At 52.1% G+C, this 11868-nt stretch carries 10 protein-coding genes; 6 read left to right on the forward strand and 4 right to left on the reverse strand.

What is annotated here, in order from left to right; translation table 11 throughout:
- Positions 1-5 precede the first annotated feature (5 nt).
- The 4 genes from M3194_RS26735 (at position 6) to M3194_RS26750 (ending at position 4440) form a co-directional block, all read left to right on the forward strand.
- Positions 6-1838: an FTR1 family iron permease gene (locus M3194_RS26735; RefSeq protein WP_251657166.1), complete on the forward strand. Its 1833-nt coding sequence runs from the start codon at positions 6-8 to the stop codon at positions 1836-1838.
- Between the two features lie 43 nt (positions 1839-1881).
- Complete coding sequence (locus M3194_RS26740; RefSeq protein WP_251657167.1) at positions 1882-2094, forward strand: hypothetical protein; 213 nt, start codon at positions 1882-1884, stop codon at positions 2092-2094.
- Between the two features lie 171 nt (positions 2095-2265).
- Positions 2266-3666, forward strand: a complete 1401-nt coding sequence (locus M3194_RS26745; protein ID WP_251657168.1) for a glycoside hydrolase family 26 protein — start codon at positions 2266-2268, stop codon at positions 3664-3666.
- A 69-nt stretch (positions 3667-3735) separates the two neighbouring features.
- Positions 3736-4440 carry a hypothetical protein gene (locus M3194_RS26750; RefSeq protein WP_251657170.1) on the forward strand — a complete coding sequence of 235 codons (705 nt, stop codon included), beginning with the start codon at positions 3736-3738 and terminating at the stop codon, positions 4438-4440.
- Positions 4441-4508: 68 nt separating this feature from the next.
- Here the strand turns inward: M3194_RS26750 and M3194_RS26755 are convergent, their stop codons facing one another.
- A complete protein-coding gene (locus M3194_RS26755) occupies positions 4509-5351 on the reverse strand; it encodes a lipase family protein (protein ID WP_251657171.1) in 843 nt (280 codons plus the stop codon).
- Positions 5352-5780: 429 nt separating this feature from the next.
- Between M3194_RS26755 and thrS the strand changes: the two genes are divergently transcribed.
- Positions 5781-7694 carry a threonine--tRNA ligase gene (gene thrS / locus M3194_RS26760; RefSeq protein ID WP_251657173.1) on the forward strand — a complete coding sequence of 638 codons (1914 nt, stop codon included), beginning with the start codon at positions 5781-5783 and terminating at the stop codon, positions 7692-7694.
- Positions 7695-7721: 27 nt separating this feature from the next.
- On the opposite strand, the gene M3194_RS26765 is transcribed toward thrS, so the two are convergent.
- Positions 7722-8876, reverse strand: coding sequence for a magnesium transporter CorA family protein (locus M3194_RS26765; RefSeq protein ID WP_251657175.1), 1155 nt, complete (start codon positions 8874-8876; stop codon positions 7722-7724).
- Between the two features lie 163 nt (positions 8877-9039).
- Between M3194_RS26765 and M3194_RS26770 the strand changes: the two genes are divergently transcribed.
- Positions 9040-9609, forward strand: coding sequence for a general stress protein (locus tag M3194_RS26770; protein ID WP_251657176.1), 570 nt, complete (start codon positions 9040-9042; stop codon positions 9607-9609).
- 48 nt (positions 9610-9657) lie between these two features.
- On the opposite strand, the gene M3194_RS26775 is transcribed toward M3194_RS26770, so the two are convergent.
- Together M3194_RS26775 and M3194_RS26780 are read right to left on the reverse strand one after the other, a co-directional pair.
- Positions 9658-10890, reverse strand: coding sequence for an NAD(P)/FAD-dependent oxidoreductase (locus tag M3194_RS26775; protein ID WP_251657177.1), 1233 nt, complete (start codon positions 10888-10890; stop codon positions 9658-9660).
- Between the two features lie 54 nt (positions 10891-10944).
- Positions 10945-11808, reverse strand: coding sequence for an AraC family transcriptional regulator (locus tag M3194_RS26780; protein ID WP_251657179.1), 864 nt, complete (start codon positions 11806-11808; stop codon positions 10945-10947).
- Positions 11809-11868: the final 60 nt, after the last annotated feature.

Here is an 11868-nt window from a genome sequence, read left to right on the forward strand (position 1 = left end):
TAATAATGACCGGACAACATCAACCTCAAGCGTATTTCTCCCGGTTCCTGCTGCTTCTTGTCGCTGTCCTCTTGTGGACCGGAATGATAAGCTCTGCCTCCGCGATAGGCTTCAGCCCAAGTGCTTATGCCGCGGAAGGTCAGTCGACCGAACAGCTCGATAAGCTGCTTCCGCTGGTTGGCGGGGCTCTGGCGGCTGCCGGCGAAGGAGACTGGCAGGATGCCAAGGATCATATCAAGCAGGCTAACGAGAGCTGGGAACAGTTAAAAACAGGCGCAAAGGCGAGTGCTGCCGATGTCTCCTCGGCGCTTGCGCATGCGACGGAAGCCCTTGATCAAGCGGCAGCTAAGCCGGAAGAGGCCAAGGCGGCTTTATCCGCTTTGGCCAAAGCGATTAATACGTTCGTAAAGAGCGAGAAGGCGGCGGAAGAGCCGGCGTTATCGGGGAAGGAGGCGGCAGCGAGCCTGCTGCCGCTGGCGGAGAAGCTGCTTGGCAGCATTCAAGCCGGGCAATGGGAGCAGGCAAATGCCGCCTACAAGCAGATCAATGACAGCTGGCCGCCGATTGAGCAATCGATCCGCGGCGAGAATTTCACCGTCTATGGGAAGCTGGAGACGAGCATGAGCATGATTCGAATCGCACTCCAGGCGGAACCGCCTCGGGAAGAAGATGCCCAGTCAAATGCGTCTGCCCTAATCACCCTTATTAATGATTATAAAGACGGGAAAATCTCGGCGGAACCAAGCAAGGCGTCAGAGGAACTATCAATAGGGGATCTGGTCGATAAGCTGAATCAGGCATCGCAGGACATTAAAGCGGGTCATTATGAGGAAGCGGACGGTCAGATGCAGTCGTTTATCAGCAGCTGGCCTTCCGTGGAAGGTCAAGTGCAGATTCGTTCTGCGGCGGCCTATCAGGACATAGAAATCAAGATGACGGATGTATCCAAATATCTGCTAGCGGCAACGCCTTCACCGGATAAAGCGGAAGCGGTTATCGAGCAAATCCGAGGCCAGCTGACGCCAATGATGTCGGAAGCGAAATATACGGCCTGGGATGCGGGGATGATTTTGCTGCGGGAAGGGCTTGAAGCCATTCTCGTGCTGGCGGCTCTGCTTGCTTATCTGAAGCGTACGAACAATCAGTCCAAAAATATCTGGGTATGGTCTGGCGTATGGACGGGGCTGCTTCTCAGCGTGGCTCTAGCCGTTCTATTAACAACGTTCATAGCGGAAGCCACGGCGGGCAGCGCCCGGGAAGCGATGGAAGGAATAACGGGATTGGTATCCGTGCTGCTAATGCTCTCGGTTGGTAACTGGCTGCACAAGAAATCCAATCTGCAGGCATGGAACCAATATATTGATGACCGCATGGGCAGCGCGCTGGCGAAGGGGAGCTTATGGTCGCTGTTTATCGTCTCGGGTCTCGCGATTTTGCGGGAAGGGGCGGAGACGACGATTTTTTATATCGGGATGGCGGGTTCCATCGAGCCTGTTCAATTGATACTCGGAATTGGAGTGACGTTCCTCCTTCTGCTCATGATCGGCTTTGCGATTATCCGATTCAGCGCGAGGCTGCCCATCCGGCCGTTCTTCCTTGCGGCTTCGGCTTTAATCTATTACCTGGTTGTCCGATTCCTTGGCGAAAGCATTCATTCGCTTCAGGTGGCCTCATGGCTTCCGGCACATTCCTCGGAATCGCTCGCAACCTTAAGTTTTCTTGGGGTGTACCCGACTTGGGAGACGACAATTCCGCAACTTGTGGTGCTGGCCGTCATCCTGACGAGAATCGGATTCGTACAACTTCGCAAACTCCAGGCGAAGGGGCTTGCCGATTGACGCGTCACTTGATATGCTGTTTACATTAAAGCGAGGTGATCATATGTCCGCCAATGAACATAATGAGGCTCAAGCTGAGGTGCAAGAGCAAGCAAAGCCGCTTACACAAGCTGAGCGCGCGAAGCAGCTTCTTGCTCAGAAGAAGCAAGGGCAAAACGGAGCAGCCGGTCTGAAGCATCAATCGACTGCTACGCAGGCTATGAAGAGCCAGAATACAAAGAAAGTAAACAACCAACGTAAAAAAATGGGCGTTTAATGAAAACATGCAGGGGCTGTCTTTAACTAGTCTGTTCAGGACTAGATAGGGGCAGCCTTTTTTCATAGGAAGTATAAATGCCTCTTCTTTGTCTCATCCTTGGAATAGAGAAGAGGAGGAGTTTCCCTGCTGAGCTATTGGTTAACGCACCGCCGCAAGCTGCCCGGTCTTATGCTGGTCTGTGCTCTCATCGTCATGCTGGAAGGAGCGGAGAGCGCTGCCAGAAAACATAACACTCCGCTCGAGGCAAGCGCATATGCTTCCGTCGCTGACGGAGAAGAGGCCAGCTACTCGGATTGGACCATCCATGTCTCGTCCGCGCATCCCAATTACATGCTGGGCAAATCCGAGCCGGCAACGGGAGTGTATTTGGGTGCTTACGTGCTTCAAAATTCAACGATCCATTACAGCATGGCGGAGTTCAACCAATTAGCAGGAAAGCAGCATGCCAGCTTCTTCAAGTATGTCGGATACGGGGAGCCTTTCCCGGTTGAATGGGTTAACGAAGTGAAGGCCGAGGGCGCCTTTCCCCATATTGCCTGGGAGCCTAACAACGGGCTGGCCGAGGTAAAGGACAATGCTTATTTACGGGGTTTTGCCGATGCTGCCCGCAAGGCCGATGTGCCGATCTTCCTGCGGTTTGCCTCCGAGATGAACGGAACCTGGACGAATTACAGCGGTGATCCCGAGCTTTATATGGACACATGGAGATTGGTTCATGATATCTTTGAAGAAAGAGCTCCTAAGACGGCAATGGTCTGGACCGTGCTTAATGTGCCGGAGCGGCCGATTGAGGATTATTATCCGGGTGATGATTACGTAGATTGGATAGGAATCAATGTCTATAACGTAAGATATCATAACGGGGATTTGAAGCAGCGTTCGGATTTCGAGGACCCTCTTCAGATGATTGATTACGTCTATAACCGGTTCAGCCGGACGAAGCCGATTCAGCTGTCGGAATACGGCGTGACTCACTATACGGTTACCGATGGAGTGCAGGATAACGAGTTTGCAATCTCGAAAATCAATCGACTCTATGCCAACCTCCAAGAGCTCTATCCGAGGGTAAAAGCCGTTTATTATTTTGACGTGAACAACCTTACGGAATACAACGAAGCACGCCGTATTAATGATTATTCCATAACCGGCGAGCAGCAAATTTTGGAGGCTTATCAAGCGGCAACGGCCAGTCCTTACTATTTGAGCCGTGCAGCGGCTACTGCGGGAAGCGGGACTTCCTCTATGGTCACGCAACCCTTTACTTACCGCGGGCATATATTCGAGCAGGACGGCGAGCTATACGTGGATGAGCAGTTTTTCAGCCATATGCTGCAGGTGGAGATTGAAACGACGGAGAACGGAATGGTCCGGCTGACCAGGTGGGAGAACGGCGCAATACCAAGAGCAGCGCAGGTTCCGTTCCTTCCGCATAAAATATGGAGCGGTTACAAGGTGAACGGCGTATACCCGTTATGGCGGGAAATAAATGCCCTGCCCCTGGTAATGGTTGCGGAGGAGCTTGGCTACCAGATTAGCTGGAACGGAAAACACATCTATATAGAGGAATGAAAGTGCTTGTCCCCCCGCATAATGAAAGTACACAATTCCATGAACACAGCATGAACGGAGGGATGAATCATGACAGCGATCAGCGGCTCAACCATGCGGATTTACCTGCTTGCTGGCGTTGCTACAACCAAGGGTTATTTTGATGAATGCCGTAACCAGCTCGACCGGATATTCCGGGCAGATGGACGCGAACCGATTATTCATGTCCTGCACCCGTACGGGGATGTCAGCCGTAATCTGTACAGGCAAATTGTTGAGGTGGGGACCGATCTAACTAACCGGATGTCAATTGGCCGGATTGGCGGACGTGCCGCGTTTCAACAGGTAAAAGAAACCATGCAGGGCGAAGATGAACCCATGCTGTTTATCGGGCATAGCGGCGGGGGAGCGGCGGCTTACCAGGCGGGGAAAATGCTGTATCAGCAGCGTCTCAACCGGAACTTCCGTATTGTTCAGGTGGGCTCGCCGCGTATTCCGATTCATCCGGAGCTGAGGGATAAAGTGTGCTTTTTCCATTCCGTCGACAAGGAAGGGAAGCTCAGCGATCCCATCAGCCGGATTGGTACCTGGGGAGGCTGGTCAGCGGGAGACACAGCGGTTCCGCGGTGGAACCGATACAAATATTCTCCGTCCATCGTGGAAGGGATTCCGTTAATCGGCGGACATGCTCACTATTTCTCTCATCAAACGCCTTACGTGGATCAGGATTCCGTATGTAATCTGGATAAAACCATCAATCGGGTACGCAACTGGCTTCTTCAATCCTGGTCTTGATTTTCGTTCTTATTGGTTCATGAACACATCAAAAACTCCGCAGGAAATGCGGAGTTTTGCTTATATAGTCAAACCAGCGGACACCAGCCCGGGGGCTCGGAGCAGACCGCTTCGGCAAACTGCGGCTCCTCCCTGCACAAATCGGCAAAGTAGCTGCTCAGAATATGGTTGCCGGAGACGGAGCCCATTCCGAAGGAACGTTTGACCTCGCCTTTTACATGCATGTAGAAGTACGTTTTTTTGGTATCCGGGGATTGGTATACCAGCGGCGGCAAATGAGGCACGATATCAAATTCATTCTGAAGACGCCAGTGCGTTTCGACGGTATTGTTATAAAGCCGGACGAAGCGGGGGTCTCCGACACGCGGGGTGCCAAAGGTATAAACGATTGGTGCCGTGAAAGGCGTGTTGACGGCGATATCGAGCGCGGCAAGGGTAGCGAGCGCTCCGCCAAGGCTATGTCCGGTGATGAATAACGGCTTGTCGACGGGCAGCTGCTCGACTAGTTCAAGCACCTGATCGCGCGTTGACGAATAAATATCGGTAAACCCCTTGTGGGTTTGGCCGGCATTTTTGACGGGACGGTAAGTGGTTTGCTGGGCTATGAAGTCAGATACCCAGTCCACAGCCGAACCCGAGCCTCGGAAGGCCAGAACGGAAGAACGGTCCGATTGCAAAACAAAGCCAAAGCGTTCCTCGGTGTCATCATAAGCTTTGGCGGAGAAGGCCCCAGTCATATGATAATCGCGGGGGACAAGAAAAAGGCCGTCCTTATTCTCAAATTGCGAGTAAGTCTGTCCAGCAATACCGGCAAGAAATAGGGCAATTCTCAGATCAAACGGCTGCGGCTGGCCTTGTCTCATGGGCCTTGGAAATACCGTTGTATTGGTCCTTCTCGTTGTTTTTGCCATATACGGATCCCTCCGCTCTTTCCATGGGCTGATTATGTATACTATGACTGGGCGCTTGTATGGGTAACTGATTCCTATTGACTTTTTGAAATAAAACATTGTAACATAGTGTAAATTTCATAATAAGGCATTGACCAAAGACAAGATCTCCTTTACATATCCGCCCAGAGAGAGAAGCCCAGGCTGAAAGCTTCTTCGGTGAAAGATCGAGATTACCGCTTTGCAGCCGTGACCTGGAACCTGCATTATTGATGCGGTAGTACACGTGACCGACCGATCCCCGTTAACGGATTCCAATGAAGCATCTCTGCGCAATTGAAGCGCGGGATGGAATTAGGGTGGAACCACGAGCAGAACGCACTCGTCCCTTGCAGGGAGAGCTGCGTTTTTTTGCGTTCACAAAAATCAGGGAGAAACGGAGGAGCAGAAATGGAGATTCAAGCTGTATGGCCAGACGGAAGTATAAGGAGGGTATTGCAAGGCACGACGATTGCGCAAGTGGCTGAATCGATGGAAGCCGATTGGAAAAAAACAATAATAGCGGGGGCAGTTAATGGGACGATGACCGATCTTGATGAGCCGTTTGGCGATGGCAGCCGAATCGACATGATTGCTCAGGACAGCCCGGAAGGGCTTCATATATACAGGCATAGTACGGCTCATGTGCTCGCGCAGGCGATCAAACGATTATACGGGAGGCAGGCAGTAAAGCTCGGGATCGGCCCGGTTATCGAAGACGGCTTTTACTATGACGTGGAGCTGGATCATACCCTCTCGACCAAGGATCTCGAAGCAATCGAGCAAGAAATGCGAGTCATCATCAAGGAGAACTGGCCGATTAAACGGCAGGTTGTGTCGCGGGAGGAGGCTCTGTCTATCTTCTCGGAGCGGAAGGAACCGCTCAAGCTGGAGCTGATCCGGGACCTGCCAAGCGGCGATATCATCAGCATCTACGAGCAAGGGGAGTTTGCGGATTTGTGCAGGGGCCCGCATCTGCCTTCGACAGGCCGGATTAAAGCATTCAAATTACTGCATGTAGCTGGAGCTTATTGGCGCGGCGATTCGAATAATCAGATGCTTCAGCGCATTTATGGAACAGCTTTCCTGAGCAAATCCGATCTTGCCGATTATTTGCATCGGCTGGAGGAAGCGAAGAAGCGTGATCATCGCAAGCTTGGCAGAGAACTGGAGCTGTTCATGTTCTCGGAGGAAGCACCCGGAATACCGTTTTATTTGCCGAAGGGAATGGCGGTCCGGACAGCTCTGGAGAACTTCTCCCGCGAGCTGCTCAACAGGAACGATTATGAAGAGGTCCGCACGCCGTTTATGATGAACAAGCGGATGTGGGAGCAGTCCGGGCACTGGGATCATTACAAGGACAATATGTATTTCACGCAGGTGGACGAGGCTGAGTTTGCGCTTAAGCCGATGAATTGTCCGGGGCATATGCTGATCTTCAAGAACAGTCTGCGCTCTTATCGGGAGCTGCCCATCCGTCTAGCGGAATTCGGGCAGGTACACCGGCATGAGCTGTCCGGGGCGCTCGGCGGAATGATGCGGGTGAGGACCTTCTGCCAGGATGATGCGCATCTGTTTGTCCGTCCCGACCAGATCGAAGAGGAGATCGGCAAGGTCATGGCTTTGATCGACGATGTATATAAGGTGTTTGGCTTCGACTATAGCGTGGAGCTGTCCACAAGGCCAGCTGACCACATGGGCTCGGAGGAGCTATGGGATGAGGCGGAGCAATCGCTTAATAATGTACTGGATGCCCGCGGGATGAGCTATCGCGTTAACGAGGGGGATGGTGCCTTCTATGGGCCGAAGATTGACTTCCATATCGTAGATGCCTTGAAGAGAAGCTGGCAGTGCGGAACAATCCAGCTGGATTTCCAAATGCCGGAGAAGTTTGACTTGTCCTATATCGGAGAGGATAACAAGAAGCAGCGGCCGGTTGTCATCCATCGCGCGGTATATGGCTCTCTTGACCGCTTTATCGGGATCTTGATCGAGCATTACAGCGGCGCCTTTCCGATTTGGCTGGCTCCTGTCCAGGCCAAGATCATTCCGGTGTCGGAGCATGAGCTGGATTACGCGCTGCAGGTGAAAGCTAAGCTGATCCAGGCAGGGATACGAGTAGAGGTAGATGCGCGCAGCGAAAAGCTGGGCAACAAAATACGGAAGGCCCAGCTTGAGAAAGTTCCTTATATGCTTGTCGTAGGGAAAAACGAGCGGTTAAGCGGCAGCGTCTCCGTTCGAAAACGCGGTGAAGCGGACGCGGCTGTGAGCCAGATCAATTCCGTTGCCGGAAGCATTCTCGAGGAGCTCCATCTGCGCAGATGAGTCCGTGTAGGCTCGCTCCAAGCCTTATTAGATAGTCTTGGAGCGACGCTTGCGGGAGTGTCTGGAAAGCTCCTGTTCCGGCGGCTCCGGTTCGCTATTCGCGGTAAGAGGTTCATCAAGCATCAGGATACGCGATTGCTTCTTCGAACTGCGTCCGGTAAGCAAATCGCCGGTCCAGCCTTTTTGCCACAGCCATAAATAGATAAGCAGGGTAACAATAAGAATAATGACGCACATGCCTATGAAGCCCAGCCGGTGATTATCCCAGGGGAGCGGGTTGAAGTTTGTTCCCCATAAGGCACCGATGACGGTAGCTGGCGTAAAGATAACCGTAAAAATCGTCAATGTCTTCATAATATCATTGCCGCGGAAGCTGGAGAGTGCATCATCCATGGAGATCAGCGTATCTATCTCCAAAGCATAATGCTTCAGAAGAGATTCGATACGGTCCAGCTTGTAGGTGGTCCGCTTGAATACCTCCGTGTCGGTCAGTTTGTCCATAAAGGCTTCCTGAGCGGCACCGTACAGCTCTCTGATCGGAATAAACTGATGACTCCAGTGCAATAAATCGTATCGCCGTTCAAAAATAACATCAAGAAGTCCGGTCCTGTTCGAGATGCGCATCGATTGCTCGAGCTCACCCAGACGTTTCTCGAAGCCGTCAAGTCCTTGATGGAACGGACCGAGCAAATGGCCCAGCATGATAAAGAGGGCTTCCGGCGCCGATGCGCAGTTGTTTAAACGGGAAGTGATCGTATCATCCTGCAGGCGGATCATAAATCGCAGGTCGGTATGCAGGGTAACGATTTTATCTTCCATCAGCCAGAAATAAAATGGCTGTACGTCGGTCGTCTGTTCAGAGGCTTGGAGCATCAAGGTGCCGGACACAACCGTACTTTGAACGGCAGAATGCTTAACCGCAATCTGATTCTCCTTTTTGCCCCAGCAGTCGTCCAGCCAGCTTGCGCATTCCGGAAGGAGCCGCTTGCAGCTCAGTTGTTCTTCGAAGTCCTCGTCCGTTACAGGAGGTGTAGTAAATGTCATAGATGCCTTCGACGTCTCGTTCTTTTTGCGATTGTCCTTGCGCTTTGGCAGCTCCTCAGCCGACTCCATTGGAGGCCGTTCCAGCTGCAGCACATGCCATTCCCATTTGGCGGGATAGCGGAGCATCCGATGAATCATTCTGTACCTCCTGTTCATAAAATCTAATTTCCGATTTCCATGTCGCTTACTCTTCATCATACCTTGAACGGCTTACTTACACAACCTTCCTGTACACGAGATTGATTGCCGGAGAATCAGGGTATAACTACGTAGAAGGAAGAAGAGGAGGATGAGGATAGCGATGGCTAAATTAATTGGAGCATTTGCTACGCAGCAGCAGGTTATTGATACGATTAATGCCCTGGAGCAGGCTGGTTTCGTCCAGGGGGAGATGAAGATTATCGCGAAGGACGGCGAGCATTCCCGTCGCATTGAATCGGAAAGCGATATACACGTTGATGAATTGACGGAGCTGGCGCAGACCACCAACGAGGTGGAGGGAGATGATCGCCACGGCAGGGCCTTGACAAGCGCTGCCATGATCCCCGCTATCGGGCTGACGGGAGGCGGTTCCTGGAATCCGGGTTTTGCGGCTGCAGGTCTCATCGCTTCAGGCAGCAGCTTGACGGGCGATTATATTTTTGGTGACGAGGATCACATTCAGGGCGCTATGATGGCGCTAGGACTTGATGAGCAGGAAGCGACTTCCTGCCGGGATTCGATCCGGGATGGAGCAACCCTGATTGTCATTGAGTCAGATGAGAGTAAGTCGCTTCTGGATAAAGACGGCGGTCCCGACTTATCGCGTCTTGGCATTGCGGAAGGGATCTTCAGGAACAACGGAGCGGCGCGGATTTTTACGGGCTCCTGAATAGAGACAAAGAAGGGATTCGGCCTCGGGCCGAATCCCTTCTTTGTCTTAGGTTTGAAGCGTTGGCCGCTTGAGTCCCACAATATCGGCCAGCGGATGATAACCTTCCTTGATAAGGTCATGAAGGACATAAGACGCGATCATGCTGTATACCGTGCCGTTCCCGCCATAACCGAGACAATAATAGACACCTGGCTGGGCAGGGTCTTCTCCGACAAACGGCAGATTGTCAAAGGATTCTCCAAAGGTTGCGCTCCACTCGTATTCAAACGGGACATCCAGCATGGGGAAATGAGCGGTCAACTTGTCGTACAGCCTGTTGATCCGCTTGCCGCGTTCCCGTTCACCTTCCACGGGATGCTCGAATTCCTCATCAAGACCACCGATTATGATTCGGCCATCAAGCGTTGTCCTCATATATAAGTAAGGGCGGGCCGTTTCCCATATAAACATTTGTTCATGCCACCGCAGGAGCTTATCTTTATCCTGTACCGCCGTAACGGCGGCGAAAGAACGGTTCAAGACGGGTTTGATTAGCTGTCCGCGCAGTTCTTCAGGCTCATAGCCGATGGCGTAAATAACCTTCTCTGCCGAAATAACATGACCGGTTGCGGTTGTAAGTTGATGTTTGCCATCGGCCTTGCGTTCATGGTCTATCACGTCTGTATGCTCATAAATTCGCGCTCCGTGCGCCGCAGCGGCATCGGCAACCCCGTGTACGAACCGGAACGGATTCACTTCCGCATCGCCATTTGTAATAATTGCGCCGGGACGGCGGAACGGGAAATGTTTCGCGATTTCGTCCGCTTCCCAGAAGGAGACGTCAAAGCCGTTTTGCCGCAGCGCATCGTATTCTTTATGAAGCTTAGGGAGATCCTGCTCCGAACTGGCATAATAAAGGCTTCTGCGCGGTACAAAATGGGGATTTATGGCAAGCTCGCCGGCAATAAGTCCGATCTGCTTGACCGCGTTCGCGCAAGCAGCATAGAATTGCACGGCCGGCTGCCGGCCGATCTGATTAATTAAATCGCAAAGCATAATATCATTGGAAAACTGCAATAGTCCGGTATTGGCAGAGGTGCTTCCACCGGCAATCGTATCCCTCTCCAAAACAGCGGTTGAAATGCCGCTCTTCTCGAAGACATAAGCGCACATGGCACCGGACATTCCGCCTCCGATAATTGCGACCTGCACTTGTAGGTCTTCTGATAGCGCAGGGTAGTTTTTATACTCCTCCATCGTAAGCGGCCAGAATAAATGACCGCTATGCAATTCCTTCATGAAGATCACCTCGCCCGTATTATGCCCATATTGGGGCTAACTTTTTAATACCCGTTAAGTCTTCATTTGACGCATGGATTCACGGTAGGCGGAAGGGGATAAGCCGTAGAAGCGGCGGAATTGCTTGGAGAAATACAGGGAATCCTGCAGTCCGACGGAGGCAGCGATTTGCTCGATTGTGAGACCTTCGCGCTCCCGGATCATTTGGCGGGCTTTGTCTATGCGCAGCTTGAGCAGGAACGTGATTGGCGATTCGCCCGTATAGCGTTTGAAAACTCGCGAAAGATAAGCACGGTTATAGCCGAAGGACTCGGCCATCTGCTCGATTGAGACCGGCTGGGCGTATTGGGTAGATAAATAATGAATCATCTGCTGCATCAATCTGTCGGTATCATCCATAGTCGTCAGGGCGGCTTTATCCTCGGACAGCTGATGAATGCTGCAAAGTTCGGCGAGCAGCAGCTGCAAATAACCGGCCGCCTTCAGATGGGCTGCAGGTTCGCTTTTGCGAAAGACGCTGAAGATATGGTTATACAAGACGCCGACGCGTCTGATCGGAGAGATCTCCGCAACGGGATTGGCCATCGAGAAGCCCGCCGCCTGAGCAAGCTCGGCTGCTTGGGGGCCATTGAAGGCGACCCAGCGGTACAACCAGGGCTCATCCGCATCCGAGACATAGCTGACGAGCTGTTCCGGTTCAATCAGAAAGGTATGTCCGGCATGAAGCTGATAGCTTTTTCCGCCGCAGGTGAATTCTCCTTTTCCTTCAAGCACCGTATGCATCAGGTAAAAATCATATACTTTGGGTCCCCGCTGATGAGACGGTTTGGTTTGGCTCTCGCCTGCAAACAATACATTCATGTGCTCGTTGTACGTAATGACGGGATTGGAAGCCACTTTATATGTATCTTGCCTCATTCTAACAGCACCTGCCTTAAGGTGTGGATTTACGATAAATCCATCATATCATGCCACATT

It is taken from the genome of Paenibacillus glycanilyticus (assembly GCF_023715145.1).
Lineage (GTDB): Bacteria > Bacillota > Bacilli > Paenibacillales > Paenibacillaceae > Pristimantibacillus > Pristimantibacillus glycanilyticus_A.

Bases quoted from the DNA above. Each gene is read 5' to 3' on its own strand.
- M3194_RS26735 (WP_251657166.1), top strand. From the start codon at position 6: ATGACCGGACAACATCAACCTCAAGCGTATTTCTCCCGGTTCCTGCTG.
- M3194_RS26740 (WP_251657167.1), top strand. From the start codon at position 1,882: ATGTCCGCCAATGAACATAATGAGGCTCAAGCTGAGGTGCAAGAGCAA.
- M3194_RS26745 (WP_251657168.1), top strand. From the start codon at position 2,266: ATGCTGGTCTGTGCTCTCATCGTCATGCTGGAAGGAGCGGAGAGCGCT.
- M3194_RS26750 (WP_251657170.1), top strand. From the start codon at position 3,736: ATGACAGCGATCAGCGGCTCAACCATGCGGATTTACCTGCTTGCTGGC.
- M3194_RS26755 (WP_251657171.1), bottom strand. From the start codon at position 5,351: ATGGCAAAAACAACGAGAAGGACCAATACAACGGTATTTCCAAGGCCC.
- thrS (WP_251657173.1), top strand. From the start codon at position 5,781: ATGGAGATTCAAGCTGTATGGCCAGACGGAAGTATAAGGAGGGTATTG.
- M3194_RS26765 (WP_251657175.1), bottom strand. From the start codon at position 8,876: ATGATTCATCGGATGCTCCGCTATCCCGCCAAATGGGAATGGCATGTG.
- M3194_RS26770 (WP_251657176.1), top strand. From the start codon at position 9,040: ATGGCTAAATTAATTGGAGCATTTGCTACGCAGCAGCAGGTTATTGAT.
- M3194_RS26775 (WP_251657177.1), bottom strand. From the start codon at position 10,890: ATGAAGGAATTGCATAGCGGTCATTTATTCTGGCCGCTTACGATGGAG.
- M3194_RS26780 (WP_251657179.1), bottom strand. From the start codon at position 11,808: ATGAGGCAAGATACATATAAAGTGGCTTCCAATCCCGTCATTACGTAC.